Annotated in this window: 25 protein-coding genes and 1 tRNA gene; 15 read left to right on the top strand and 11 right to left on the bottom strand. The window is 72.3% G+C overall.

Annotation, left to right across the window (positions count from 1 at the left end; translation table 11 throughout):
- Positions 1 to 42 precede the first annotated feature (42 nt).
- From nhaA to IE118_RS34010, 4 genes are all read left to right on the top strand, one after another.
- On the top strand, positions 43 to 1,479 hold the full coding sequence (gene nhaA / locus IE118_RS10720) for a Na+/H+ antiporter NhaA (protein WP_189557523.1): 1,437 nt from the start codon (positions 43 to 45) through the stop codon (positions 1,477 to 1,479).
- An 85-nt stretch (positions 1,480 to 1,564) separates the two neighbouring features.
- Positions 1,565 to 2,053, top strand: a complete 489-nt coding sequence (locus IE118_RS10715) for a phage holin family protein (RefSeq protein WP_189557522.1) — start codon at positions 1,565 to 1,567, stop codon at positions 2,051 to 2,053.
- The gene (locus IE118_RS10710) at positions 2,050 to 3,015 is read left to right on the top strand and encodes an alpha/beta fold hydrolase (RefSeq protein WP_189557521.1); all 966 of its coding nucleotides are present in this window, start codon (positions 2,050 to 2,052) and stop codon (positions 3,013 to 3,015) included. Before IE118_RS10715 ends, IE118_RS10710 begins: the two co-directional genes overlap by 4 nt.
- Positions 3,016 to 3,154: 139 nt before the next feature.
- The gene (locus tag IE118_RS34010) at positions 3,155 to 3,337 is read left to right on the top strand and encodes a hypothetical protein (RefSeq protein ID WP_229846753.1); all 183 of its coding nucleotides are present in this window, start codon (positions 3,155 to 3,157) and stop codon (positions 3,335 to 3,337) included.
- Between the two features lie 12 nt (positions 3,338 to 3,349).
- Here the strand turns inward: IE118_RS34010 and IE118_RS10705 are convergent, their stop codons facing one another.
- The 3 genes from IE118_RS10705 to nth form a co-directional block, all read right to left on the bottom strand.
- On the bottom strand, positions 3,350 to 4,549 hold the full coding sequence (locus tag IE118_RS10705; RefSeq protein ID WP_189557520.1) for a MarP family serine protease: 1,200 nt from the start codon (positions 4,547 to 4,549) through the stop codon (positions 3,350 to 3,352).
- 45 nt (positions 4,550 to 4,594) lie between these two features.
- The gene (locus tag IE118_RS10700; protein WP_189557519.1) at positions 4,595 to 5,290 is read right to left on the bottom strand and encodes an NUDIX hydrolase; all 696 of its coding nucleotides are present in this window, start codon (positions 5,288 to 5,290) and stop codon (positions 4,595 to 4,597) included.
- A 91-nt stretch (positions 5,291 to 5,381) separates the two neighbouring features.
- The gene (nth, locus tag IE118_RS10695) at positions 5,382 to 6,602 is read right to left on the bottom strand and encodes an endonuclease III (RefSeq protein WP_229846752.1); all 1,221 of its coding nucleotides are present in this window, start codon (positions 6,600 to 6,602) and stop codon (positions 5,382 to 5,384) included.
- 250 nt (positions 6,603 to 6,852) lie between these two features.
- Here nth and IE118_RS10690 point away from each other — a divergent pair, with 250 nt between their 5' ends.
- Positions 6,853 to 7,527 (top strand): Crp/Fnr family transcriptional regulator, encoded by a 675-nt coding sequence (locus tag IE118_RS10690; protein ID WP_004928297.1) that lies wholly within the window; start codon positions 6,853 to 6,855, stop codon positions 7,525 to 7,527.
- Positions 7,528 to 7,605: 78 nt separating this feature from the next.
- On the opposite strand, the gene IE118_RS10685 is transcribed toward IE118_RS10690, so the two are convergent.
- The 4 genes from IE118_RS10685 to sp36 all read right to left on the bottom strand — a co-directional run bounded on the left by IE118_RS10685 (position 7,606) and on the right by sp36 (position 10,225).
- On the bottom strand, positions 7,606 to 8,436 hold the full coding sequence (locus tag IE118_RS10685; protein WP_189557518.1) for an MBL fold metallo-hydrolase: 831 nt from the start codon (positions 8,434 to 8,436) through the stop codon (positions 7,606 to 7,608).
- On the bottom strand, positions 8,433 to 9,314 hold the full coding sequence (locus tag IE118_RS10680) for an NUDIX hydrolase (protein WP_189557517.1): 882 nt from the start codon (positions 9,312 to 9,314) through the stop codon (positions 8,433 to 8,435). Before IE118_RS10680 ends, IE118_RS10685 begins: the two co-directional genes overlap by 4 nt.
- Positions 9,315 to 9,599: 285 nt before the next feature.
- On the bottom strand, positions 9,600 to 10,067 hold the full coding sequence (locus IE118_RS10675; RefSeq protein WP_189557516.1) for a RidA family protein: 468 nt from the start codon (positions 10,065 to 10,067) through the stop codon (positions 9,600 to 9,602).
- On the bottom strand, positions 10,064 to 10,225 hold the full coding sequence (sp36, locus tag IE118_RS10670; RefSeq protein ID WP_003975360.1) for a Sp36 family protein: 162 nt from the start codon (positions 10,223 to 10,225) through the stop codon (positions 10,064 to 10,066). The genes IE118_RS10675 and sp36 overlap by 4 nt, the downstream gene beginning before the upstream one ends.
- A gap of 231 nt (positions 10,226 to 10,456) precedes the next feature.
- On the opposite strand from sp36, the gene bagA reads away from it, so the two are divergent.
- A complete protein-coding gene (gene bagA / locus IE118_RS10665; protein WP_189557515.1) occupies positions 10,457 to 11,434 on the top strand; it encodes an ATPase BagA in 978 nt (325 codons plus the stop codon).
- A 100-nt stretch (positions 11,435 to 11,534) separates the two neighbouring features.
- Entirely contained in the window at positions 11,535 to 12,980 is a 1,446-nt protein-coding gene (bagB, locus tag IE118_RS10660) for an ATPase BagB (RefSeq protein ID WP_189557514.1), read from the top strand.
- Positions 12,981 to 13,081: 101 nt separating this feature from the next.
- Here the strand turns inward: bagB and wblA are convergent, their stop codons facing one another.
- Positions 13,082 to 13,420, bottom strand: a complete 339-nt coding sequence (gene wblA / locus IE118_RS10655) for a transcriptional regulator WblA (protein ID WP_189557627.1) — start codon at positions 13,418 to 13,420, stop codon at positions 13,082 to 13,084.
- Positions 13,421 to 13,849: 429 nt separating this feature from the next.
- Between wblA and IE118_RS10650 the strand changes: the two genes are divergently transcribed.
- Positions 13,850 to 16,150, top strand: coding sequence for a transglycosylase domain-containing protein (locus tag IE118_RS10650; RefSeq protein ID WP_189557513.1), 2,301 nt, complete (start codon positions 13,850 to 13,852; stop codon positions 16,148 to 16,150).
- Positions 16,151 to 16,314: 164 nt separating this feature from the next.
- Here the strand turns inward: IE118_RS10650 and IE118_RS10645 are convergent, their stop codons facing one another.
- A complete protein-coding gene (locus tag IE118_RS10645) occupies positions 16,315 to 16,779 on the bottom strand; it encodes a GatB/YqeY domain-containing protein (RefSeq protein WP_189557512.1) in 465 nt (154 codons plus the stop codon).
- 105 nt (positions 16,780 to 16,884) lie between these two features.
- Between IE118_RS10645 and IE118_RS10640 the strand changes: the two genes are divergently transcribed.
- From IE118_RS10640 to IE118_RS10605, 7 genes are all read left to right on the top strand, one after another.
- Positions 16,885 to 17,826 carry a metallophosphoesterase gene (locus tag IE118_RS10640; protein ID WP_189557511.1) on the top strand — a complete coding sequence of 314 codons (942 nt, stop codon included), beginning with the start codon at positions 16,885 to 16,887 and terminating at the stop codon, positions 17,824 to 17,826.
- A 55-nt stretch (positions 17,827 to 17,881) separates the two neighbouring features.
- On the top strand, positions 17,882 to 18,652 hold the full coding sequence (locus IE118_RS10635) for a Pr6Pr family membrane protein (protein ID WP_189557510.1): 771 nt from the start codon (positions 17,882 to 17,884) through the stop codon (positions 18,650 to 18,652).
- Positions 18,653 to 18,700: 48 nt separating this feature from the next.
- Positions 18,701 to 18,774, top strand: a tRNA-Pro gene (locus IE118_RS10630).
- A 174-nt stretch (positions 18,775 to 18,948) separates the two neighbouring features.
- Entirely contained in the window at positions 18,949 to 19,152 is a 204-nt protein-coding gene (locus tag IE118_RS10625; protein WP_189557509.1) for a hypothetical protein, read from the top strand.
- 324 nt (positions 19,153 to 19,476) lie between these two features.
- Entirely contained in the window at positions 19,477 to 19,668 is a 192-nt protein-coding gene (locus tag IE118_RS10620) for a hypothetical protein (protein ID WP_189557508.1), read from the top strand.
- 195 nt (positions 19,669 to 19,863) lie between these two features.
- Positions 19,864 to 20,967 carry a hypothetical protein gene (locus IE118_RS10615; protein WP_189557626.1) on the top strand — a complete coding sequence of 368 codons (1,104 nt, stop codon included), beginning with the start codon at positions 19,864 to 19,866 and terminating at the stop codon, positions 20,965 to 20,967.
- Between the two features lie 437 nt (positions 20,968 to 21,404).
- Positions 21,405 to 21,875, top strand: coding sequence for a cation:proton antiporter regulatory subunit (locus tag IE118_RS10605; protein WP_189557625.1), 471 nt, complete (start codon positions 21,405 to 21,407; stop codon positions 21,873 to 21,875).
- Between the two features lie 30 nt (positions 21,876 to 21,905).
- Here IE118_RS10605 and IE118_RS10600 read toward each other — a convergent pair whose 3' ends face one another.
- Positions 21,906 to 23,123 carry a cation:proton antiporter gene (locus IE118_RS10600; protein ID WP_189557507.1) on the bottom strand — a complete coding sequence of 406 codons (1,218 nt, stop codon included), beginning with the start codon at positions 23,121 to 23,123 and terminating at the stop codon, positions 21,906 to 21,908.
- A 471-nt stretch (positions 23,124 to 23,594) separates the two neighbouring features.
- On the bottom strand, positions 23,595 to 25,106 hold the full coding sequence (locus tag IE118_RS10595; protein ID WP_189557506.1) for a potassium/proton antiporter: 1,512 nt from the start codon (positions 25,104 to 25,106) through the stop codon (positions 23,595 to 23,597).

The raw sequence follows: 25,106 nt of genomic DNA, 5'->3' as shown, positions 1-25,106 counted from the left end.
TCGGCACACGATCAGTGCTGCCCGAACACGTGAGGACGACCTGTGACCGCCCCCCGCACCCCCACCCCCCGCAAGGCCTTCGGGCGTCTCTCCCTGCCCGAGCGGTCGTACGTCGCGGACGCGCTGCGCACCGAGACGGTCGGCGGCGTCCTGCTCCTCATCGCCGCCGTCGTGGCGCTGGCCTGGGCGAACATACCCGCGCTGGGCGACAGCTACGAGAAGGTCAGTGACTTCCACTTCGGCCCCGGCGCGCTCGGGCTGGACCTGTCCGTGGCCCACTGGGCCGCCGACGGACTGCTCGCGATCTTCTTCTTCGTCGCCGGCATCGAGCTGAAACGCGAACTCGTCGCCGGCGACCTGCGTGATCCCAAAGCCGCCGCGCTCCCCGTCGTCGCCGCCCTGTGCGGCATGGCGGCACCGGCACTGGTCTACGTGGTCGTCAGCGGTACCGGCGGCGGCTCCCTCGCCGGCTGGGCCGTGCCCACCGCCACCGACATCGCCTTCGCGCTGGCCGTGCTCGCCGTCATCGGCACCTCCCTGCCCAGCGCCCTGCGCGCCTTCCTGCTCACCCTCGCCGTCGTCGACGACCTGTTCGCGATCCTGATCATCGCGGTGTTCTTCACCGCCGAACTGAACTTCGCCGCGCTCGGCGGCGCGGTCGCCGGCCTGGTCGTCTTCTGGCTGCTGCTGCGGAAGGGTGTGCGCGGCTGGTACGTGTACGTGCCGCTCGCACTGGTCGTGTGGGGGCTGACGTACAACAGCGGCATCCACGCCACGGTCGCCGGTGTCGCCATGGGCCTGATGCTCCGCTGCCACCGCGAGGAGGGCGAGGAGCACTCCCCCGGTGAACACATCGAGCACCTCGTCCGGCCGATCTCCGCGGGCCTCGCGGTCCCGCTGTTCGCCCTGTTCAGCGCGGGCGTGGGGGTGTCCGGCGGTGCGCTGGCCGAGGTGTTCACCCAGCCCGAGACGCTCGGCGTGGTCCTCGGGCTCGTCGTCGGCAAGACGTTCGGCATCTTCGGCGGCACCTGGCTGACGGCACGTTTCACCAGGGCGTCGCTCAGTGACGACCTCGCCTGGCCCGACGTGTTCGCGGTGGCGTCGCTCGCCGGCATCGGTTTCACCGTCTCGCTGCTCATCGGTGAACTCGCCTTCACGGACGACGCCTCGATGACGGACAGCGTCAAGGCCGCGGTGCTGACCGGCTCGCTGGTCGCCGCCGTCCTCGCGACCGTGCTGTTGAAGATCCGCAACGCCAAGTACCGCAGGCTGACCGACGAGGAGGAGCGCGACGAGGACTCCGACGGCGTCCCGGACGTCTACGAGCAGGACGACCCGGCGTACCACCTGCGCATGGCGGAGATCCACGAGCGCAAGGCCGCCGAGCACCGGCGGCTCGCCCGGGAGAAGGCCGCCGAGCGGGACGCGGTTGCCGAAGTGGCGGGCGGGGCAGGCGATCGGCAGCACGGTCCGGCATGATCTGACGAGACGGTACAAAAGAACTGGACCGTACGCGCAGCCACGAGGAACGTACGCAGGACGTACGCAGGAGAGGGAGACCGCGATGAGCGCACCCGACGGCAGCCCGGTCGGCGCCGAACGCAGCATCGGCCAGCTGTTCGCCTCGGCGACGGCTGACATGTCGGCGCTGGTGCACGACGAGATCGCGCTGGCCAAGGCGCAGCTCAGGCAGGACGTCAAACGGGGCGCGACCAGCGGCGGGGCGTTCACGGCGGCCGGGGTGCTGCTGCTGTTCTCCCTGCCGATGCTGAACTTCGCCCTCGCCTACGGCATCCACACCTGGAGCGACTGGAACCTCGCGCTCTGCTTCCTGCTGTCCTTCGCGGCGAACGTGCTGATCGCCGGGGTCCTCGCGCTGATCGGCGTCACCTTCGCCAAGAAGGCCAAGAAGGGCCGGGGTCCGCAGAAGGTCGCCGCCTCGGTGAAGGAGACGGCGGGCGTGCTGCAGAACGCCAAGCCGCACCCGCGCCCCGCCCTGCCCGAGGACCGGGTCCCCCACGCCATCGAGGCTGTGGCACGCTCGTCCTCATGACGGGCTCCTTCGTCCCTTCGGGGCAATCCCCTTCGGCGCAACCCGCTTCGGCCGTACGCCTCGACATCCCCGGCAGCCCCGGGCTCATCCACCGGGATGTCGCGGCCAACGGTGCCCGCTTCCACATCGCGGAGCTGGGCGACGGACCCCTGGTGCTGCTGCTGCACGGTTTCCCCCAGTTCTGGTGGACCTGGCGGCACCAGCTCACGGCGCTCGCCGACGCAGGGTTCCGGGCCGTCGCCATGGACCTGCGAGGGGTGGGCGGCAGCGACCGCACACCGCGCGGCTACGACCCGGCCAACCTCGCGCTCGACATCACCGGGGTGGTGCGCTCCCTCGGCGAGCCGGACGCCGCGCTGGTCGGCCACGACCTGGGCGGCTACCTGGCGTGGACGGCGGCGGCGATGCGCCCCAAGCTCGTGCGGCGGCTCGCGGTCGCCTCCATGCCGCACCCGCGGCAGTGGCGGTCGGCGATGCTGTCCGACGCCAGGCAGTCGGCGGCCATGTCGCACATCTGGGGCTTCCAGCGGCCCTGGATCCCGGAGCGGCAGCTCACCGCGGACGACGGGGCGCTGGTGGCGAAGCTGATCCAGGACTGGTCCGGGCCCCGTCTGCCGGACGAGGAGGCACTGGAGAACTACCGGCGGGCCATGTGCGTCCCCTCCACGGCGCACTGCTCGATCGAGCCGTACCGCTGGATGGTGCGTTCCCTGGCCCGCCCGGACGGCTTCCAGTTCAACCGCAGGATGAAGCGCCCGGTGCGGGTGCCGACGCTGCACCTGCACGGCTCCCTGGATCCGGTGGTGCGCACCCGCGTCGCGGCGGGTTCCGGTCAGTACGTCGAAGCGCCCTACCGCTGGCGGCTGTTCGACGGGCTGGGGCACTTCCCGCACGAAGAGGACCCGGTCGCCTTCTCCACGGAGCTGATCAACTGGCTGAAGGATCCCGAACCCGACCGGTGACCGGACGGACGCACTCGGTACCGCTTCCGCCCCCCGCACCCTGAACGCTTGTCCGACGAACGCCAATTGCCTGCCGCATAGGCCAATTGGCCCCCCGCGAAGCGGTTATCGACCATGGGGTGGGGGCAAACGTCGGGGTATGGGCTGGACGCACGATTACAGTGACGCAACCCGCACTCGCCGTCAGGCGGGCGGTGTGAGCTCCCACCAGCAAGGCGGTGCACCACCGATGGCGGCAACGGACCTCAGGGTGGGAATTCCGCGCATCCTCCGTCGCCGAGCCCGCTGGGTCTCCGTACGTCTGCGTCATCCCCGCGGCTGACGCTCCCTCACCTCACAGCGCGCACTTGTCGCTGTCCACTTCACGGTTCGCGGTACGCCCCTCGCTGATGTTCTGCTGGATCTCGTCCACGGTGAGGGCGTACCCCGTCTCGGCGTTGTCCCGCGACTTGGCGAAGACCACGCCGTAGACGGTGCCGTCGGTGCTCAGCAGCGGGCCGCCGGAGTTGCCCTGACGGACGTTCGCGAACAGCGAGTACACGTCCCGCCGGACCGTCCCGCGGTGGTAGATGTCCGCGCCGTTGGCGGTGATGCGGCCGCGTACCCGCGCGGCCCGGACGTCGTACGCGCCGTTCTCGGGGAAGCCGGCGACGATGGCGCCGTCACCGCTGCTCGCGTCCCCGGAGGCGAACTTCAGCGCCGGGGCCTTCATGTCGGGGACGTCGAGGACGGCGATGTCGCGCTCCCAGTCGTAGAGGACGACCTTCGCGTCGTACTTCCTGCCCTCGCCGCCTATCTGCACGGTCGGCTCGTCGACGCCGCCCACGACGTGGGCGTTGGTCATCACCCGGCGGGCGGCGAAGACGAACCCGGTGCCCTCCAGGACCTTCCCGCAACTCTCCGCGGTGCCCGTGACCTTGACGATGGAGCGCTGCGCGCGCGTCGCCACCGGACTGTTCACCAGGGCCGGGTCCGGCGGCCGTACGTCGTTGATCGGCTCGTTGGCGAACGGGCTGAAGACCTGCGGGAACCCGTTCTGCGCGAGGACGGAGGAGAAGTCGGCGAACCAGGTGTCGGCCCGGTCGGGCAGCACCCGGGAGACGCCCAGCAGCACCGTGGATCCGCGGACCTCCTTGCCCAGGGTGGTCAGTGTCGTACCGGCGAGGGCCGAGCCGACGAGCCAGGCGACCAGCAGCATCGCGACGACGTTGACCAGCGCCCCGCCGGTCGCGTCCAGCGCGCGGGCCGGGGACCAGGAGATGTACCGCCGCAGCTTGTTGCCCAGGTGGGTGGTCAGGGCCTGGCCGACGGAGGCGCAGACGATGACGACGACGACCGCGACGACGGCGGCGGTCGTGCCGACCTCGGCGTCGTCGGTCAGCGCGTCCCAGATCACGGGCAGGACGTACACGGCGGCGAGTCCGCCGCCCAGGAAGCCGATCACCGACAGAATGCCGACGACGAAGCCCTGCCGGTAGCCGACGACCGCGAACCACACGGCGGCGAGCAGCAACAGGATGTCCAGCACGTTCACCGCTTCACGCCCCGCCTCGTCGTACCCAGCACGGCGCCCACCCTGTCATGACCCCCAGTCCAGGGGGACCCGCTTGCCCCGATCCCAGGGGCGCTCCCACCCGGCGAAGTGCAGCAACCGGTCGATGACACCCGCGGTGAACCCCCACACGAGGGCCGATTCGACCAGGAATGCCGGACCCTGGAAGCCGCTGGGGTGGACCGTGGTCGCACGGTTGTCCGGGTGGGTGAGATCCGCCACGGGGACGGTGAACACCCGCGCGGTCTCGTTCGGGTCGACCACGTCCACCGGGCTGGGGACCCGCCACCAGCCGAGGACGGGGGTGACGACGAAGCCGCTGACCGGGATGTAGAGCTTCGGCAGCACACCGAAGAGCTGCACGCCGGACGGATCGAGCCCGGTCTCCTCCTCGGCCTCGCGCAGGGCGGCCCGCAGCGGTCCGTCGCCCTGCGGGTCCCCGTCCTCCGGGTCGAGGGCCCCTCCGGGGAAGGAGGGCTGTCCCGCGTGCGAGCGCAGCGAGGTCGCCCGCTCCATGAGGAGCAGCTCCGGGCCGCGCGCGCCGTCGCCGAAGAGGACGAGGACGGCCGACTGCCGTCCCGCGCCGTCCTCCGGGGGCAGGAAGCGGCTCAGCTGCCGGGGCGCGACCGTCTCCGCCGCGCGGGCCACCGGCTGGAGCCAGTCGGGCAGCCCCTCCTGGCTGAGCGTCACCGGGCCGCCCTGGGTACCGCTCGTCCGCGTCATCGCCACCCCCCTCCTCCCGCCGCGTCCGACGGGTCCAACGCCCGGCCGCCCCGGGATCGTTCCGCGGGCCGCCGCCCGGTGTGCCGCTCCGTCATCCGGCCCCCAGCGGCGGGGCGGGCCTGCCGCCGGCGTCGAGGTAGGCCTGCGGGGGGTTCAGACGCTGGCCGGGAAGACCGCCCTTCTCGTACTTCAGCAGCTTCTCGGCCTTCTCCGGGTCCGTCTCGCCCTCCCCATACGCCGGGCAGAGCGCCGCGATGGGGCAGGCGCCGCAGGCGGGCTTGCGGGCGTGGCAGATGCGGCGGCCGTGCCAGATGACGTGGTGGGACAGGTCCGTCCAGTCGCTCTTGGGGAAGAGCGCCCCGACGGCCGCCTCGATCTTGTCGGGGTCGGTCTCCCCGGTCCACCGCCACCGGCGCACCAGGCGCTGGAAGTGGGTGTCCACGGTGATGCCGGGGCGCCCGAAGGCGTTGCCCAGTACGACGAAGGCGGTCTTGCGGCCCACACCGGGCAGCTTCACGAGGTCCTCCAGCCGCCCGGGCACCTCGCCGCCGAAGTCCTCCGTGAGGGCCTTGGAGAGTCCGATGACCGACTTGGTCTTGGCGCGGAAGAAGCCGGTCGGGCGGAGGATCTCCTCCACCTCCTCCGGGTTGGCCGCGGCCAGGTCCTCGGGGGTGGGGTACTTCGCGAAGAGGGCGGGGGTCGTCTGGTTGACCCGCAGGTCGGTGGTCTGGGCCGACAGCACCGTGGCGACGACGAGTTGGAAGGGGTTCTCGAAGTCCAGCTCCGGGTGGGCGTACGGGTACACCTCGGCGAGCTCACGGTTGATCCGGCGCGCCCGCCGGACCAGCGCGGTGCGCGACTCGTCCCCGGCCGGCTCGACCACGGTCTCGGCCGGGGCTGCCTTCACGGCCGCGGTCGCCTTCTTGGGCGCGACGAGCTGCTTCCTGGGGGGCGGGGCCTTCTTGATGGGGGCGACCTTCTTGGCTGGGGTGCTGGACTCGGCCGTGGGGGCGGCCTTCTTGCCGGAGGCGGCAGACTTCTTCGCAGGGGTGGCCTTCTTGCCGGAGGCGGCAGCCTTCTTCGCAGAGGCGGCCTTCTTGGCGGCGGGGGCGGTCTTCCTCGCCGGCGAGGCGGTCCTCTTCCCGGACGCCGATCCCCGCCCCGACGGGGCGGCCGTCTTCGCGGGCGCGTCCTTCCCGGCCGCGGCCCTCTTCCCCGGCTGCTTCGACGGCGACCCCTTTGCCGCTTTCGCCGATTCCCTACCGCCATCGGAGCCCTGTTCGCCCACAGCGGAATCGCGACGTACACCCACTCGCGCAGCCTCCTCGGCCTGTGCTCTCACCGGCGATTTGGACACCCGGCCAGCCTACGACCCGGCACGGACATCCGCCCCGGTCCCTGCGGTCCGGCGCCCAATTGGACCCCTGCCGCATACCCCGACCGGCCTGTACGGCATCCTTGTGACAGATCACACTGTTTGGACCGTCCGGCAAAATGGGCACCACGGTCCCCTGGTACGTGGGGAAGAAGATCCCCTGAGCAGGTCGACAAGGAGAGAACTCGTGGACGACGTTCTGCGGCGGAACCCGCTCTTCGCGGCGCTCGATGACGAGCAGGCCGCGGAGCTTCGCGCTTCCATGAGCGAGGTGACCCTGGCACGGGGCGACTCCCTGTTCCACGAGGGCGATCCCGGGGACCGCCTGTACGTGGTGACCGAGGGCAAGGTCAAGCTGCACCGCACCTCCCCCGACGGCCGCGAGAACATGCTCGCCGTGGTCGGCCCGGGCGAGCTGATCGGTGAGCTGTCCCTGTTCGACCCGGGTCCGCGCACCGCGACCGCCACGGCGCTGACCGAGGTCAAGCTGCTCGCGCTGGGCCACGGCGACCTCACGCCCTGGCTGAGCGCCCGCCCCGAGGTCGCCACCGCGCTGCTGCGCGCCGTCGCGCGCCGGCTGCGCAAGACCAACGACGCCATGTCGGACCTGGTCTTCTCGGACGTCCCCGGCCGTGTCGCCCGCGCCCTGCTGGACCTGTCCCGCCGCTTCGGCGTGCAGTCCGAGGAGGGCATCCACGTGGTGCACGACCTCACGCAGGAGGAGCTGGCCCAGCTGGTCGGCGCGTCCCGCGAGACGGTCAACAAGGCCCTGGCGGACTTCGCCCAGCGCGGCTGGCTGCGTCTGGAGGCCCGCGCGGTGATCCTGCTGGACGTCGAGCGCCTCGCGAAGCGCTCCCGCTGACCGTCCGCACTGCCGTACGGCGGAGGCCCGCTCCCCGCAGGGAGCGGGCCTCCGCCTCGTTTCCGCACCGCCCGGCGGTCAGATGAGGCCGTGCTCCCGGAGGTACTCGAGCTGCGCGCGTACCGACAGTTCCGCGGCGGGCCACAGCGCGCGGTCGACGTCGGCGTAGACGTGGGCGACGACCTCGGAGGGGGTGCGGTGTCCGTTCTCGACGGCCGTCTCGACCTGGGCGAGCCGGTGCGCGCGGTGGGCGAGGTAGTACTCCACGGCCCCCTGGGCGTCCTCCAGGACGGGCCCGTGGCCGGGCAGGACCGTGTGGACGCCGTCGTCGACCGTGAGCGACCTGAGCCGCCGCAGCGTGTCCAGGTAGTCCCCGAGCCGTCCGTCGGGGTGGGCGACGACGGTGGTGCCGCGGCCCAGGACGGTGTCGCCGGTGAGCACCGCCCGGTCCGCCGGAAGGTGGAAGGACAGCGAGTCGGCGGTGTGGCCGGGGGTGGGGACGACCCGCAGTTCGAGGCCGCCGACGGAGATGACGTTCCCGGCGGCCAGCCCTTCGTCACCGAGCCGCAGCGCCGGGTCCAGGGCCCGCACCTTCGTGCCGGTCAGCTCGGCGAAACGGCCGGCGCCCTCGGCGTGGTCGGGATGACCGTGGGTCAGCAGGGTGAGCGCGATCCGCTTGCCGGCCCGCTCGGCCGTGCCGACGACGTGCCGCAGGTGCCCGTCGTCGAGGGGGCCCGGGTCGATCACGACTGCCAGGTCGGAGTCCGGTTCGGACAGGATCCAGGTGTTGGTGCCGTCGAGGGTCATCGCCGACGGGTTGGGCGCGAGCACGTTGACGGCACGCGCGGTGGCGGGGCCGGAGAGGACACCTCCCCGCGGTTGTCCCGGCAGCGTGTGCGCGTCCGTCATGCGGGGGCTCCCCCGGTCGGGATGTGTCGGGTGAACTCGTCGTGCCCCGGCCAGGTGAGCACGATCTCGCCCTCCACCAGGCGCGCGGTGGCGCGCACCGGCGTGAGGTCCCGCCCGGGAGCCGCGTCGAGCGCCTCCGCGGCCGTGTCGTACGCCGCGAGCTGGCGCAGAGTGGCGATGGTGGGGGGCATCATCAGCAGCTCGCCCCGGTCGTAGCCGGCGGCCGCGGCGCGCGGGGTGATCCACACGGTACGGTCGGCCTCGGTGGAGGCGTTGCGGGTGCGCTGACCCTCGGGGAGCTTGGCGGCGAAGAACCAGGTGTCGTAGCGGCGGGCCTCGAACTCGGGGGTGATCCAGCGCGTCCAGGCGCCCAGCAGGTCGGAGCGCAAAACCAGTCCGCGGCGGTCGAGGAACTCCGCGAAGGACGTCTCCCGCGCGACGAGCGCGGCCCGGTCCGCCTCCCAGTCCTCGCCGGTCGTGTCACCGACGACCGAGTCGGGGGCGGGTCCGGCGAGCAGCACCCCGGCCTCCTCGTACGTCTCCCGTACGGCGGCGCAGACGATCGCCTGGGCGCCCGCCTCGTCCACCCCGAGCCGGTCGGCCCACCACGCGCGCGCGGGGCCCGCCCAGCGGACGCGTTGGTCGTCGTCGCGGGGGTCCACGCCGCCGCCGGGGTAGGCGTACGCGCCGCCCGCGAAGGCCATGGACGTACGGCGCCGCAGCATGTGCACGACGGGGCCGTCGCCGGTGTCCTTGAGGAGCATGACGGTGGCCGCGCGCTTCGGCGTGACCGGCGTGAGGGCGCCGTCGGTGAGCGCCCGGATCCGCTCCGGCCACTCCGGCGGGTACCACTGCCCATCAGCCTGCGCATTCGCCATGGCCGGAGGCTATCCCGTGACGCCCGGATGTTCGAGTGCCCCCGGGGGTGGGCGGGGAGGGCCCGTACGCACCAGGAAGGTCCGGGGCCCCGCACCGCCGGCCGGCGCGCGACGGCCCCACCCCGTGCGCCGCGGTCCCATGCCCGGGGCGCCGTTCGGCCCCGGCCGCCGGCGGCCCGTTCACCCGGACGCATCAGCGCGCGGAGAGAGGTCCGAGCCGGACCGCATCCGCGGCGCGGCGGCGCCCGCGTTCCCGCGACCGCCGCCCCCACCGCTCGTCGGGGACTACGCGTCCGTCAGCTCCACCTGGATCTCGACCTCGACCGGCGCGTCCAGCGGCAGCACCGCGACGCCCACGGCGCTGCGGGCGTGGACGCCCTTGTCGCCGAGGACCTCGCCCAGCAGCTCGCTCGCGCCGTTGAGGACGGCCGGCTGGCCGGTGAAGTCCGCCGCGGAGGCCACGAAGCCCACGACCTTCACCACGCGCGCCACCCGGTCCAGGTCCCCGGCGACGGACTTGACCGCGGCGAGGGCGTTCAGCGCGCAGGTGCGCGCCAGGTCCTTCGCCTCCTCCGGGGTGACCTCCGCGCCGACCTTGCCGGTCGTCGGGAGCTTGCCGTCCACCATGGGCAGCTGCCCGGCGGTGAAGACGTACGGCCCCGACCGCACGGCCGGCTGGTACGCGGCGAGCGGAGGCACGACCTCCGGCAGGCTCAGGCCCAGCTCGGCCAGTCTCGCCTCGACGGCGCTCATGCCTGCTTCTCGCGCTTCAGGTAGGCCACCAGCTGCTCGGGGTTGTTCGGCCCGGGCACGACCTGGACGAGCTCCCAGCCGTCCTCGCCCCAGGTGTCCAGAATCTGCTTCGTTGCGTGGACGAGCAGCGGCACAGTCGCGTATTCCCACTTGGTCATGCGGCCGACTCTAGCCGCTGCCGCCCCGGCTTCCGGCGGCCGCACCACCACCACGTGCCACCACCGCGCGCCCGTCCCCCACCACACCGCCGAACCGCCCCGCACCACCACCGCGTACCCGCCCCGCACCCCCGCCGAGGACCGCGCGGCCCGCCCTCGCGGGGGGCGCCACCCCCGGCAACTGCCACCCGGAGCCGACGGGGCGCGCGGAGAGCCTTTAGGCTCGAAGACGTGAGCAGGCTCCAGGTCGTCAGTGGCAAGGGCGGAACCGGCAAGACCACGGTGGCCGCCGCCCTCGCGCTGGCCCTCGCCACGGAGGGGAAGCGGACGCTCCTCGTCGAGGTCGAGGGCCGGCAGGGCATCGCACAACTCTTCGAAACGGAGGCGCTGCCCTACGAGGAGCGGAAGATCGCGGTCGCTCCGGGCGGCGGGGAGGTGTACGCCCTCGCCATCGACGCCGAGCAGGCCCTCCTGGACTACCTCCAGATGTTCTACAAACTGGGCAGCGCGGGCCGGGCCCTGAAGAAGCTCGGCGCGATCGACTTCGCGACCACCATCGCCCCCGGCGTCCGTGACGTCCTGCTGACCGGCAAGGCGTGCGAGGCGGTGCGGCGCAAGGACCGCGACGGCCGGTTCGTCTACGACTACGTCGTGATGGACGCCCCGCCGACCGGCCGCATCACCCGCTTCCTCAACGTCAACGACGAGGTCGCCGGGCTCGCCAAGATCGGCCCGATACACAATCAGGCCCAGGCGGTGATGCGGGTGCTGAAGTCGCCGGAGACGGCCGTGCACCTGGTGACCCTGCTGGAGGAGATGCCCGTCCAGGAGACCGCGGACGGCATCGCGGAACTGCGCGCCGCGCGGCTGCCGGTGGGCAGGGTGATCGTCAACATGGTGCGGCCGCAGGTCCTGGACGCCCCCGCGCTGGAACTCGTGGCGTCGGTCCCTCGTTCCTCTGTCGCGCGGGCCCTGTCGGCGGCCGGCCTCGGCGGCGCGCGGCGCGGCGGACACGCCGAGCGGCTGGTGGAGCCGTTGCTCGCGCAGGCGGAGGAGTACGCCGAGCGGTACGCGCTGGAGACGGAGCAGCGCGCCGTGCTGGCGGACCTCGGCGTGCCGTTGCACGAACTTCCACTGCTCGCGGAGGGCATGGACCTGGCCGGCCTGTACGCGCTGGCCCGGCAGCTGCGCGAACAGGACGTCACATGATCCACGGCGTCCGCCCGTCCCGCCCCCGCGGCCTCCACCGCCCGACCCGTTCCAGCACCCGCCCCGTCACCCGTCGCAAGCACCGGAAGCAGGGGATGTCATGAGCCGTCGTCCGGAACCGGCGACCCACGACCCGGCCCGTCACCACCTCTCCCCCACCCGCACGCTCGACATCGACCCGCTGCTCGAGGACCCGGCGACCCGGATCGTGGTGTGCTGCGGCGCGGGCGGGGTCGGCAAGACGACCACCGCGGCGGCGCTGGGTCTGCGCGCGGCGGAGCGGGGGCGCAAGGTGGTGGTCCTCACCATCGACCCGGCGCGCCGGCTCGCCCAGTCCATGGGGATCGACTCGCTCGACAACACCCCGCGCCGGGTGAAGGGCATCGACGACACCGCGGGCGGCGAACTGCACGCCATGATGCTCGACATGAAGCGCACCTTCGACGAGATCGTCGAGGGGCACGCGGACCCCGAGCGGGCCACCGCGATCCTGGGCAACCCCTTCTACCAGTCGCTCTCGGCGGGCTTCGCGGGCACGCAGGAGTACATGGCGATGGAGAAGCTGGGCCAGCTCCGGTCGCGGGACGAGTGGGACCTCATTGTGGTCGACACCCCGCCGTCCCGTTCCGCGCTGGACTTCCTGGACGCGCCCAAGCGCCTCGGGTCCTTCCTCGACGGCAAGCTCATCCGCGTGCTGCTGGCCCCGGCGAAGGTCGGCGGCCGCGCGGGGATGAAGTTCCTGAACGTGGGGATGTCGATGATGACCGGCGCCCTGGGCAAGGTGCTGGGCGGCCAGCTGCTGAAGGACGTCCAGACGTTCGTGGCCGCGATGGACTCGATGTTCGGCGGGTTCCGTACGCGGGCGGACGCCACGTACAAGCTGCTCCAGGCGCCCGGGACGGCGTTCCTGGTGGTGGCGGCCCCGGAGCGGGACGCGCTGCGCGAGGCCGCGTACTTCGTGGAGCGGCTGGCCGCGGAGAACATGCCGCTGGCCGGTCTGGTGCTCAACCGGGTCCATGGCAGCGGCGCGGACCGGCTGTCGGCCGAGCGGGCGCTCGCCGCCGCGGAAAATCTTGAGGACTCCCGCATTGTGGATCAGGAGGGCGGGAAAGCTGGACTTCGTAACTCTCCCGAAACGTACGGCAGTTCAGAACCGCCCGCGCCATCCGGGGCATCCGCTCCCTCCGTGACACCGGCCCATGACGTCCCCGGGGAAGGCTCCCCCGCCACCGCGGACGCCACGGAAACAGCCGTGAACGGCACGGAGACCGCAGCGGACGGCACGGAGACCGCCGTGGACCCGGACGCCGCGACCCCGGAGGGGGCCGTCGACCGGCTCACCGCGGGCCTGCTGAGGCTGCACGCCGAGCGGATGCAGCTCCTCTCGCGCGAGCAGCGCACGCGCGACCGCTTCACCGCGCTCCACCCCGAGGTGGCGGTGACCGAGGTGGCCGCGCTGCCCGGCGACGTGCACGACCTCACGGGGCTGCGGGACATCGGCGACCGGCTCGCGACCGACCGGCCGGAGCTGCCCGAAACGACCTGAGCCGGAGCTGCCCGGAACACCTTGGGCATCCCGGAGCGCCCTGCCGCGCCCCCGGCGGGGCGCCGAACGGGGCGACCGGGGGCCCGAGCACCCCCAGGTCCTCAGCCCACGGCCGCGTAGCTCTCGTAGACCTCGTCGTCGTCGAGGGGCAGGATGCCCGTCCCCCGCTCGTACTCCGAGCGCGCGGTCTCCAGCAGCCTGCGCCACGAGGTCACGGTCGGCCGCCGGCGCAGCAACGCGCGACGCTCACGCTCCGTCATGCCTCCCCACACGCCGAACTCGACGCGGTTGTCCAGCGCGTCGGCCAGGCATTCGGTGCGTACCGGACATCCGGTGCACACCGCCTTGGCCCTGTTCTGCGCTGCTCCTTGAACGAACAGTTCATCCGGATCGGTAGTGCGGCAGGCAGCCTGCGCACTCCAGTCGGTAACCCAGCCCATACCGGCGCCGTCCTCTCCCGAATCGAGGCTCCCCCACGGCGGCAGCGGCATATTCACCGCCGCCAGTTGAGGACGTTACGGAAGGTGGGCACAGCGCAACACCCCCAGCGGGCCCAATCTTGAATGGTCCGAACGGACTATGGGTAAGCGGCAGATCACCCGGGGGAGTGAGGGGGCGACATGCGCGACATAGGGGGTGTTTCGGGTCAGTTCCGTTGCGCCACAACGGGCACCGCATGACACACGAGGCGGATACGGACACGGACTCAACACCCTCCGACGCATCTCATATGAAGAAAGTCGAGAGGATCCGGAACGATTCGGGGTCGCCGGACGTATTGATACGTGGCCTCACTGCTGTGACAGTTGAGTGCAGCTTAGGCCAAGGCATTTACGCTTGTCCGGCGAATGAGAACGTAGGCTGCTCCCATGCCAAAGAAGCGCTCGGGCGGTGGTCTGTCTCCCACGCAGCAGGCCGCCAAGTTCCTCGGTGTCAGTGTCCTCGCGGGAGCCGTCATGGCCGGCATCGCGCTGCCCGCTGTGGGCGCGCTGGGCCTCGCGGCCAAGGGATCGGTCGAGAGCTTCGACGAGCTCCCGGCCAACCTCAAGACGCCGCCGCTGAGTCAGCGCACCACCATCCTCGACGCCGACGGCGGCACGATCGCCACCGTCTACTCGCGCGACCGCACGGTGGTCGAACTCAAGGACATCTCGCCGTACCTCCAGAAGGCGATCGTCGCCATCGAGGACTCGCGCTTCTACGAGCACGGCGCGGTGGACCTGAAGGGCGTCCTGCGCGCCCTCAACAAGAACGCGCGCAGCGGTGAGGTCTCCGAGGGCGCGTCCACGCTCACCCAGCAGTACGTGAAGAACGTCTTCGTCGAGGAGGCGGGCGACGACCCGACGAAGGTCGCCCAGGCCACCCAGCAGACCATCGGCCGCAAGATCCGCGAACTGAAGTACGCGATCCAGGTCGAGGAGGAGCTGGGCAAGAAGAAGATCCTCGAGAACTACCTGAACATCACCTTCTTCGGTCAGCAGGCCTACGGCGTCGAGGCGGCCGCCCGGCGGTACTTCTCCAAGCCCGCCAAGGAGCTCAACCTCCAGGAGTCCGCCCTCCTCGCCGGCCTGGTCCAGTCGCCGAGCCGCTACGACCCGGTCAACGACGAGGCGGAGGCGACCAAGCGGCGCAACACCGTCCTCCAGCGGATGGCCGAGGTCGGCGACGTCTCCCGGGAGGAGGCGGAGAAGGCCGCGAAGAGCCCGCTGGGCCTGGACGTCAGCAAGCCCAAGAACGGCTGCATCACGGCCGGCAAGGGCGCGGGCTTCTTCTGCAAGTACGTGGAGAAGGTCTTCCTCAACGATCCGGTCTTCGGCAAGACCCGGGAGGACCGGGCGAAGATCTGGAACCAGGGCGGCCTGACCATCCGCACGACGCTCGACCCGCAGGCGCAGGAGTCGGTGCAGGACTCGCTCAAGGACCACGTCTACCAGTCGGACTCGGTCGCCGCCGCGAGCACCCTGGTCGAGCCCGGCACCGGTAAGATCGTCGCGATGGGCCAGTCCAAGCCGTACGGCTACGGCAAGAACGAGACGGAGATCAACTTCTCGGTCGACTCGGCCTGGGGCGGCTCCAACTTCGGCTTCCCGACGGGTTCGACGTTCAAGCCGTTCGTGGCCGCCGCGGCCATCGAGGAGGGCAGGCCCCCGACCCAGACCTACTCCGCCCCGTACGAGATGCCGTACCCGAAGACGGTGCGCGGGTGCGAGAAGCCCTGGGTGAACGACGCGAACTACAAGCTGGAGAACGAGAACGAGACCGAGGTGGGGCCGTACCCGCTCAAGGAAGCGATGGCCCTGTCGGTCAACACGTACTTCGTGCAGATGATCGAGGACATCGGCATGTGCCCGGTGGTCACCATGACCGACAAGCTCGGCGTGGTGCAGGGCAACGGCAAGAAGATCCCCGAGGTGCCCTCCTCGATGACCCTCGGCTCCACCGGCCTCTCCCCCCTGACGATGGCGAGCGCGTACGCCGCCTTCGCCGCCCGGGGCATGTACTGCACGCCGGTCGCCATCGAGTCGATCACCCAGCGGGTCGGCGACGAGCAGGAGTCGCTGGAGGTGCCGAAGTCGACGTGCTCCCGCGCGATGAGCGAGAACACCGCGGACACCGTGAACACCCTGCTGCAGGGTGTGGTCGACTCCGGTACGGGTCAGGCGGCCGGGCTCAGCGACCGCGCCAACGCCGGCAAGACGGGTACGACGGACGAGCGCAGGAACGCCTGGTTCGTCGGCTACACGCCGAACATGTCGGGCGCGGTGTGGGTGGGCAGCGCCAGCCAGAAGGTCCAGATGAAGGACATCAGGATCGGCGGCCAGTACCACCCCCTGGTCTTCGGTGGCGCGGTTCCGGGCCCCATCTGGAAGGACGCCATGACCGGCGCCCTGGAGGGCAAGGAGGCCCCGTCCTTCAACCTCGTGAACATCCCGGAGGCCAAGGACCCCGACCGTGACCGTGACCGCGGCGACGAGGACGGCGACCGCGGCGACGACGGCAACAACGGCGACGGGGGCCTCATCGGCGGCCTGATCGGCGGCGGCAACGGCGACGGGGGCGGCAACGGGAACGGCGGAGGCGGCAACGGGGGCACCGAGCCGGACCCGACCTTCTCCATCCCGGAGGGCTTCCTCCGCGGCGCGGGCAACGGGCCCGGGGGACGCGACTGACCGGCCCCGCGGCAGGCGGCACACACGCCGGACGGCCCCTGACCCCCGTACGCAGGGGGCCAGGGGCCGTCGGACTTTCACGTCGTCCTCGCCGGTGTGCACGGCGGCGGCGCTGCCACGTCGTACGCGCCGGTACGCGCGGCGGAACCGCTCCGCCGCCCGGTTCAGCCGGCCAGCAGCTTCTTCACCGCGGCCGCCACCCGGCCACCCTCCGCCTGCCCAGCGACCTTCGGGTTCACGATCTTCATCACGGCACCCATGGCCCGCGGACCCTCGGCACCCGCCGCCTTCGCCTCCTCCACCGCCTGGGAGACGATCGCGTCCAGCTCCTCGTCGGACAGCTGCTTGGGCAGGTACGCGGCCAGCACCTCGCCCTCCGCCTTCTCCCGCTCCGCCTGCTCGGGGCGCCCGCCCTGCGCAAAGGCGTCCGCCGCCTCGCGGCGCTTCTTCGCCTCGCGGGTGATCACCTTCTGCACCTCGTCGTCGGAGAGCTCGCGCTTCTCCTTGCCCGCGACCTCCTCCTTGGTGATCGCGGCGAGCGTCAGCCGGAGCGTCGAGGAGCGGAGCTCGTCACGCTCCTTGATCGCGGCGTTGAGGTCGGCGTGCAGCTTCGACTTGAGCGTGGTCATGACTCGATTGTCGCAGGTGCGCGCGCGGGGACGCCTGCTGTTTTAACGCCCGCCGCGCATCAGGGGCGTTCGGAGGAAACCCGCGGGGTCTGACACGATGGACCCATGCGCGCGCGATACGGAATCCCCCTCGGAATCACGGCGGCCGGCGCTGCCGGGCTGCTGTACGCGGCGGGCTTCGAAGCCCGCTCCTTCCGCCTCCGACGGGTGACCGTCCCCGTCCTGCCGTCCGGCATGCGCCCGCTGCGCGTCCTGCACGTCTCCGACATCCACATGGTCGGCGGCCAGCGCAAGAAGCAGCGCTGGCTGCGCTCCCTGGCGGGCCTGCGCCCCGACTTCGTGATCAACACGGGCGACAACCTGTCCGACCCGGAGGGCGTCCCCGAGGTCCTCGACGCACTCGGCCCCCTCATGGAGTTCCCGGGCGCGTACGTCTTCGGCTCCAACGACTACTACGGCCCCACGCCGCGCAACCCCGGCCGCTACCTGATCGAGAAGCTGCAGGGCCGGCACGGACTCAACGGCAACCCCCCGGTGGTCGGCGCGGTCCACAACCCGTGGGAGGACCTGCGGGACGGGTTCGACTCCGCGGGCTGGCTGAACCTGACGAACACCCGGGGCACCCTGAAGATCGAGGGCACGTCCGTCGAGCTGACCGGCCTGGACGACCCGCACATCAAGCGTGACCGCTACCTGGAGGTGGCGGGCGGCCCCTCGGACGCGGCGGACTTCTCCATGGGCGTCGTCCACGCCCCCTACCTGCGCGTCCTGGACTCCTTCACCGCCGACGGCTACCCGTTGATCCTGGCCGGACACACCCACGGCGGCCAGCTCTGCATCCCCTTCTACGGCGCCCTGGTCACCAACTGCGACCTGGACACCGACCGCGTCAAGGACCTGTCCACCCACACGGCGGACGGCCGCACGTCCTACCTCTACGTCTCGGCGGGCTGCGGCACGAGCCGGTACACCCCGGTCCGCTTCGCGTGCCCCCCGGAGGCGACCCTGCTCACGCTCGTCGACCGCGACCAGGGCGGCCTGCGGTAACCCGTCCGGCCCACCCACGTCGCCCCACCTCCCCGGTCCGCTCACGCTGGGGTGCATGACCGCCCCGATACCCAGGGACATACCGGACCTGCCCGCCCTGCCGCGCAGGTCACCCCGGCTGCTGCCCTCGGCCGTCCCCGCCCGAGCCGTCATCCCCCTGGTACGCCGCCCGGTGGCGGCGGCGTACCGCGCCGTCCTGGCGCTGCTGGCGACGGCCGCGGTGGTGGTCGAGCTCCTCCTCGGCAGCCCGGCCCGCGTCCTCAGCTACTTCGCCGTCCAGAGCGCGCTCGTCCTGGCCGTGGTCATGCTGGCCTCCGCCCGCCGCGCGTGGCTCGCCCGGCACCCCCTGCCGGGCGCCGTCACGGGAGCGGCCCTGCTCTACGTCGTCATGGCGGCCCTGGTCCACCACCTGCTCCTCGCGGACGCCACCCCGCCCTTCTCGATGACGCCCGCCCCCTCGGGCCCGGCCTGGGCGGCCACCCTGGCCGCCCACACCCTGCACACGGTGCTCCCGGCCGCCGCGCTGCTCGACTGGCTCCTGCTCTCCCCGCCGGCCCGCATGCACCTGCGCCAGGCCACGACCTGGCTCGTCTTCCCCCTGGCCTACCTGGCCTTCACCCTCGCCCGGGGCGAACTCCTCCCCGGCTCCCCCAGCGGCTACCTGTACCCCTTCCTCGACGTCACCCGGCACGGCTACCGGAGCGTCCTCGCGAACGCCCTCCTCGTCGGCCTCTCCTTCTACGCCGTGGCCGTCCTCCTCGTCGCCCTGGACCACGCCCGCCCGAACCCGGTCCGCCGCCACCCGAAAACCGGATTTCGTGTCTAGCGGGCAGTGGGCTAAAGTAAACGTCGTCGCCGCGAGAGCAGCGACGATCGGGGTGTAGCGCAGCTTGGCAGCGCGCTTCGTTCGGGACGAAGAGGTCGTGGGTTCAAATCCCGCCACCCCGACAGTGAAGTACCAGGTCCGCCACCTGCTCGTAAGAGTAGGTGGCGGACCTGTTTCGTGTGCGGGACCACCTGCGTGGCTGAGTCCCACCTGCACGGGGTATGCGGGTTCGCCGAGGGGCGCGGACCGTCAGGTCCGGTCGCTCGAGGATGGCTGACGCGGGGAGGGTGAGCCTCATGGGGCAGGAGCACTGGACGGCGGAGAGGCTCAGGTTCGCGTTGTGGGTCGCCGGTGCCGTCACCGGGTTCGGTGGGGTGGGAGCGTTGCTCTCGGCGGTGGGTGCTCCGGAGACGGTGGCCTGGCCCGCGGCTGTGGGAGCGGCGGTGGCCGGTGGGTGGGGCGGACACCAGCTGATGCGCCGGTACCTGGCACGCCGGTGACTCGGCACCACGGGCGAGCACGGTGCCCGCGGGTGCGCCGACCGCGCTCCGGCCGCCGGCGGTGACCTGTGGACGGCGAGGGCCGCGGGCGTGGCACGGAGGCGGGTGCGCTTGCCGTCGCGGGTGGGGTACTGGCGTGTCGGGGGCCGGTGGCGAACTCGGCGGACCGTTCCGCGGTGACGCGGTCGGCATCGGCCGGGGTCGGCCGGGGTCGGTGATGACACGGGTCTCCCACACGTCCTTCCCCTCATGGGGTAGCCGGACGGCATGACGAGGCATCAGCGGCCGGGGAACGAGGCAGCGCCTTCGTGGCGTGAACGCAGGGTGACACGGTGGCTGGCGTTCCTCGCTTACGCGCTGGTCGTGTCCGGGACCGCGGCCGTGTTCTGGCACGAGGTGCGGGGCAAGTCGTGGGACGACTCGCTGTCGTTCGCGCTGACGGTCACGCTGAGCGCGATCGGCGGCCGGCTGATGGCCGCGCACATCCTGCGGAAGGCCGGCCGTGGTGACGGCTGATCGTCAGCCGTGGAAGTCAACCCCGCACAAGTGGTCAGGTGTGCCACCCCGTGCGTCTCGTGCGAGTCGTGCGTCCGCCGCACGTGGACCCGGGCCCCGCCGAGGTGATCATCGCGTCGGCCGCGTTGTGTGATGATGCCCTGTCAGTGGCCGGCCCTGGGGAGGGGCCGGGTGGGTGAGAGGGGCGGGCCCATCGTGGGCAAGGGCGGGGAGTCCATACCGGACGAGGAGTGGGAGCGCTTCCTCCGTGACGCCGAGGCGGGGGCGGAGGGGGCTCCCGAGGAGCCGTCGGCGCGGGCCCGGATGGTGGCGCGGCGGCTGCGGGAGGAGAGCGGGCCGCCGGAGCCGTGGCGGGGCCACCGGCCGGTCCGGCGGCGAGGGGGCAAGGGCTGGTACGTGGCCGGTCTGCTGGTCGCGGTCGCCCTGGTGGTCGTGGCGTTGGCTCCGGGGTGGGTGGCCGGGTGGTTCGGGGGCGGAGACGGCGGCGGGGAGGGGGCGCCGCTCGGTGTGGAGTCGGCGCGTCCGGATCAGCCGCCGCCGACGGCGGCGGCCGCCGCAGGTCCCACGCTGGAACAGCCGTTCCGGGGGTCGCCCGCGGCGCGGTGGGCGGACGGGACGGCCGGGATCGGGGTGCCCGAGGCGCGGGCGACCGGCTGGATGAGCAAGGGGCAGGTCGCCCGGGCGCTGGAGAAGACCCGCGACTTCCTCGCCGCGTCCAGTCTGGACCCCGCTGTGCTGCGCGGGGAGCGGCCCGGGAAGGCGATCGCGTCGATCAATCCGCATCAGCGGGATGTGCGGGACTACCTGGCGGCCGCGTTCCGCGCGCCCAGCCGGGAGAACGATCCCCTGCTGCTGTTCAGCCGGTTCGACGCGGCGGAGGTCCGGTTGGCCGGGGACGTGGTGAAGACGCGGGGGCGGATCACGTACCGGGAGGGCAGGCTCGGGGCGGTCGAGGTGACCACCGACGTCACCTACGTCTATCCCGTGGTGCGGGCCGCCGCGGGCAGTGACGAGGTCGTGCGCACCATCGTGCGCCGCGAGGTCGTGATGAGCTGGGACGACCCGGAGAAGGTCGTCACCGAGCCGGGTACGTTCTCCCTCGTCTCCTACAAGGGGGACACCACCAACGGCGGCTGTGACACCTTCACCGGCTACTTCGCCCCCGAGTTCGGCGCGGAGCGCGCGACCTCGCGTCCGGAGGACGGTCCCGCGGTCGACCCGTACGACCGGAGCACGTCGGTGGGGACGCGCGTGCGGGAGGGCGGCGACGCGGGGTGCGGGACCGCCACCCGGTCCTGACGGGGCCGGCCGGGTGTCCGGCGGTCAGTGGCAGTCGAAGCGCCAGTCCCAGGGGTGGCCGGGGCACTGCGGGCGGTGGAAGAAGTAGACGCCGCCGCAGTCGCCCAGCTGTATGTCGCCGGTGACGGTCAGCAGGTGCTCCATGCGGTGTCCGCCGGCGCAGTCCGGCCAGTCGGCGGGCTGTGTCCAGGCGGGCCAGCCGCCGGCCTTCGTCGCGACGATGTGGGAGCCGGGGGGCCACGGGGAGCCGTCCGACGGGAGCGGCAGACGGCATGCCCCGCTCCCGCCCGGATCCGCGGGCAGGTCGTGCCGGCGCGGGCGGCGGCCGCGTGGGGTGGATTACGGGGAGGGAGGGGAGTGACGTAGGGTGCCGTCGGTCATGGCCCGTAGGGGCACTCACTTCTTGCAGGGGGACGGTCATGGGCGGCGCCGCGCGCATGGGGCACACGCCGTTGCCGGGGATCGGTGTGCGGTACGACCTGGCCACGCGGGAGGGGCGGCGGCTGTCGGTGATCGCGCACCTCGACGGCTCCCGGACGCTGAACACGTACCGCACCGACGACCCGGACGCCACCGCGCTGTCCCTGCGGATGACCGCCGAGGAGGCGGGGGCGGTCATCGACGCGGTGATGCCCGCCCACCACAGCCCGAACCTGCTGGCGACGGCCGAACTGGGCCTGGTGGCCGAGCGGGTGGAGCTGCCGGCGGGGTCGTACTGGAGCGGGCGGCGGCTGGGGGACACCCGGATGCGTACGGACACCGGGGTGTCCGTGGTCGCCGTACTGCGCCGGACGGAGGCCGTCCCGTCGCCCGGGCCGGACTTCCGGCTGGCCGGCGGTGACACCCTGATCGTGATCGGCACCCGGGAGGGTGTCGGGGCGGCCGCGGGGATCCTCGGCCGGGAGTGACGCTCCGGGCCCGGCCGGTGCCCCGGGCGGTCAGGCGTGGGCGTGGGTGGCCGGCTCGGCGCGGTCCTCGTCCGCCGGGCCCGCCCGGTGTGCGGCCGGCCGGCGGGTGAGGCGGCGGGCCAGGGGCTCGGTCCAGCGGGCGGTCAGCGGGCCGATGACGACCAGGAGCAGCACGTACGCCGTGGCCAGGGGGCCGATGCGGGGCTCGACGCCGACGGCGAGGCCCGCGATGACGATGGAGAACTCGCCCCGCGCGACCAGGGTGCCGCCCGCCCGCCAGCGGCCCGCGCCCCTGATTCCGGCGCGGCGTGCCGCGTACCAGCCGGTGGCGATCTTCGTGAGCGCGGTGACGACGGCGAGGAGCAGGGCCGGCAGCAGGACGGGCGGGATGTCGGCGGGGTCGGTGGACAGGCCGAAGAAGACGAAGAAGACGGCGGCGAACAGGTCCCGCAGCGGGGTGAGGAGACTGCTCGCGCCCTCGGCGACCTCGCCGGACAGGGCGATGCCGACGAGGAACGCGCCGACGGCCGCGGAGACGTGCAGTTCCTGGGCGAGGCCGGCGACCAGGAGGGTCAGGCCGAGGACGACCAGCAGCAGCATCTCCGCGTTGTCGGAGGAGACCGCTCGGCTGATCAGCCGTCCGTGGCGCAGCGCGAGGTAGAGGACCGCGCCGACGGTGCCCAGCGAGATCAGCAGGGTGACGGAGCCGCCGGCCAGGCCGGCGCCGGCCAGCAGGGCGGTGAGGATCGGCAGGTAGACGGCCATGGCGAGGTCCTCGATGACGAGGACGCCGAGCACCACGGGGGTTTCGCGGTTGCCGAGCCTGCGCAGGTCGCCGAGGACCTTGGCGATGACGCCGGAGGACGAGATCCAGGTGACGCCGGCCAGTGCGACGGCGGCCACCGGGCCCCAGCCGAGGATCAGTGCCGCCACGGCGCCGGGCACCGCGTTGAGGACGAAGTCGACCGCGCCGGAGGGGTATTGGGTCTTGAGGTTGGTGACCAGTTCCGAGGCGCTGTACTCCAGGCCGAGCAGGAGCAGCAGCAGGATGACGCCGATCTCGGCGCCGGTGGCGGTGAACTCCTCGCTGGCGCGCAGGGGGAGGATGCCGCCGTGGCCGAAGGCGAGGCCGACCAGGAGGTAGAGGGGGATGGGCGAGAAGCCCATGCGTCCGGCGAGGCGGCCCAGCAGGCCCAGGGCGAGAATGATCGCGCCGAGTTCGATGAGCATGGCGGCGGTGTTGTGCACGGGCGTCGGTCCTCCGGTTCGGTGACGGCGGCGTCAGTGCCTGGTGAGGGCGTGAGGGTGCGGCGATGCGCGGGGATGCGTGGCGGCGGTGCCGCAGCGGTGCGGCGGCGCCCGGGCGGCCGGTGCGTGCCGTGCCGTGCAACGGTCGTCCGCGTTCGGGCAGGGGGCATCCGGCGGTGTGCGCGGTGGGTGCGAGCCGGGAGATCAGGCGCCGGGGAGGGCGGTCCCCGGTTCGGGGACGCTGTCGCGGGCGGCGTTGTCGATGCGTACGGGCTGGTGCATGTCACGTCGGCGCATGGCACGTTCCCCTCGTCGCATCCGAGATCCGCTTCTCATGAACTGAGCATTCGGCCGCTCAATGGAGCGCCAGGACTCGGTTAAGAAGTTTACCGTACGGCGAAATACTTATACATCTCATGTGCCTGCTTATGGGGAGGAAAGCACGCCGTCGGCGGTCGTGGGGCGCCCGCCTCAGCCGTCACTCATGCTCGGCGCCCCCTGCTCGCCGAGCCACCGGGCCAGTTTGCCCCGGCGGCCGATGGCGCGCAGCCGGCGTTCCGCCGCCTCGCGGGTCAGCGGGGTGGTGATGAGCAGCAGTTCGTCGCCGGCGCGCAGCACGGTCTCCCGGTCGGGGACCAGCGTCGTGCCCTCCCTGACGATCAGGGTGACGACGGTCGGCGGCGGCAGGCGCAGCTCGAAGACGGCGACGCCGTGCAGCCGGGAGTCCGGCGGGACGGTGACCGTGAGCAGGTCGGCGTCCAGTACGTCGAGCGGTGCGGTCTCCACCTGGATCTCGCGCAGTGCCCCGGTCCTGACCAGTCCCAGGCGCCGGGCCACGGCGGGCAGGGTCGGACCCTGGATCAGGGTGAACATGATGACGAGGACGAACACGATGTTGAGCACGTCACCGGCCCCGTCGATGCCCGCGACGATGGGGAACGTGGTGAGGACGATCGGCACCGCGCCGCGCAGGCCCGCCCAGGAGATGAACGTCTGCTCGCGCCAGGGGATCCGGAACGGCAGCAGGCACAGCACCACGGAGATGGGGCGGGCGACGAGCAGCAGGACCGAACCGACGACCAGGGCCGGGACGACCGCGGAGGTCAGTTCGCTGGGGTCGACCAGCAGGCCGAGCATGACGAACAGGCCGATCTGCGCCAGCCAGCCGACGCCCTCTGCGAAGGACCGGGTGGCGGCGCGGTGCGGCAGCCGGGAGTTGCCCAGCACCAGGCCGGACAGGTACGCGGCGATGATGCCGCTGGCGTCGACCGCTCCGGCGGCGGCGAAGGCGATGACGCCGAAGCCGACCGTGGCCAGCGGGTAGAGCCCGGTGGCGGGCAGGGCGATGTGGCGCAGCGCGGTGACGCCCAGCAGTCCGATCAGCACGCCCAGGGTGCCGCCGACCGCGAGCTGGAAGATCAGGTTGCCGACGAGGGGGCCGGGGCCCGGCAGGTCCGCGGTGGCGGTGGAGAAGACCAGGACCAGGATGATGGTGGGGGCGTCGTTGAAGCCGGACTCCGCCTCCACCAGCCCGCGCAGTTTCTCCGGCATCGGCAGCGCGCGCAGGACGGCGAACACGGCGGCGGCGTCGGTGGAGGAGACGATCGCCGCGAGCAGCAGCGCCAGCTGCCACTCCATGCCCAGCAGGAAGTGCGCGCCGGTGGCGGTCACTCCCACCGAGAGGGCCACTCCCACGGTGGCGAGCACGCCGGCGGGGGCCAACTGGCGCCGGACGTCGTCCCAGCGGGTGCTCAGGCCGCCCTCGACGAGGATCAGGCCCAGCGCCGCCGTCCCCAGCGCCTGCGCGAGCTGGGCGTCGTCGAACTCCAGGCCGAGCCCGTCCTCGCCGGCGATCACGCCGACCGCCAGGAACAGCAGCAGGCTCGGCAGGCCGACGCGGTGGGCGGTGCGGGCGGCGGCGATGCTGGCCAGCAGGACGGCGCCGCCGATGAGCAGCGTCACGTACAGCTCGGACAGGGTCAT

Source organism: Streptomyces pilosus (genome assembly GCF_014649835.1).
Lineage (GTDB): Bacteria > Actinomycetota > Actinomycetes > Streptomycetales > Streptomycetaceae > Streptomyces > Streptomyces pilosus.
This window is presented reverse-complemented; position numbering and strand designations above follow the sequence as displayed.

Excerpts from the sequence above, each read along its gene's own strand:
- wblA (WP_189557627.1), bottom strand. The coding sequence starts at position 13,420 with ATGGGCTGGGTTACCGACTGGAGTGCGCAGGCTGCCTGCCGCACTACC.
- IE118_RS10710 (WP_189557521.1), top strand. The coding sequence starts at position 2,050 with ATGACGGGCTCCTTCGTCCCTTCGGGGCAATCCCCTTCGGCGCAACCC.
- IE118_RS10595 (WP_189557506.1), bottom strand. The coding sequence starts at position 25,106 with ATGACCCTGTCCGAGCTGTACGTGACGCTGCTCATCGGCGGCGCCGTC.
- IE118_RS10700 (WP_189557519.1), bottom strand. The coding sequence starts at position 5,290 with ATGACGCGGACGAGCGGTACCCAGGGCGGCCCGGTGACGCTCAGCCAG.
- IE118_RS10640 (WP_189557511.1), top strand. The coding sequence starts at position 16,885 with ATGCGCGCGCGATACGGAATCCCCCTCGGAATCACGGCGGCCGGCGCT.
- IE118_RS10645 (WP_189557512.1), bottom strand. The coding sequence starts at position 16,779 with ATGACCACGCTCAAGTCGAAGCTGCACGCCGACCTCAACGCCGCGATC.
- IE118_RS10625 (WP_189557509.1), top strand. The coding sequence starts at position 18,949 with ATGGGGCAGGAGCACTGGACGGCGGAGAGGCTCAGGTTCGCGTTGTGG.
- IE118_RS10680 (WP_189557517.1), bottom strand. The coding sequence starts at position 9,314 with ATGGCGAATGCGCAGGCTGATGGGCAGTGGTACCCGCCGGAGTGGCCG.
- sp36 (WP_003975360.1), bottom strand. The coding sequence starts at position 10,225 with ATGACCAAGTGGGAATACGCGACTGTGCCGCTGCTCGTCCACGCAACG.
- IE118_RS10635 (WP_189557510.1), top strand. The coding sequence starts at position 17,882 with ATGACCGCCCCGATACCCAGGGACATACCGGACCTGCCCGCCCTGCCG.
- IE118_RS10675 (WP_189557516.1), bottom strand. The coding sequence starts at position 10,067 with ATGAGCGCCGTCGAGGCGAGACTGGCCGAGCTGGGCCTGAGCCTGCCG.
- IE118_RS10685 (WP_189557518.1), bottom strand. The coding sequence starts at position 8,436 with ATGACGGACGCGCACACGCTGCCGGGACAACCGCGGGGAGGTGTCCTC.
- IE118_RS34010 (WP_229846753.1), top strand. The coding sequence starts at position 3,155 with ATGGGCTGGACGCACGATTACAGTGACGCAACCCGCACTCGCCGTCAG.
- bagB (WP_189557514.1), top strand. The coding sequence starts at position 11,535 with ATGAGCCGTCGTCCGGAACCGGCGACCCACGACCCGGCCCGTCACCAC.
- IE118_RS10650 (WP_189557513.1), top strand. The coding sequence starts at position 13,850 with ATGCCAAAGAAGCGCTCGGGCGGTGGTCTGTCTCCCACGCAGCAGGCC.
- IE118_RS10715 (WP_189557522.1), top strand. The coding sequence starts at position 1,565 with ATGAGCGCACCCGACGGCAGCCCGGTCGGCGCCGAACGCAGCATCGGC.
- IE118_RS10605 (WP_189557625.1), top strand. The coding sequence starts at position 21,405 with ATGGGGCACACGCCGTTGCCGGGGATCGGTGTGCGGTACGACCTGGCC.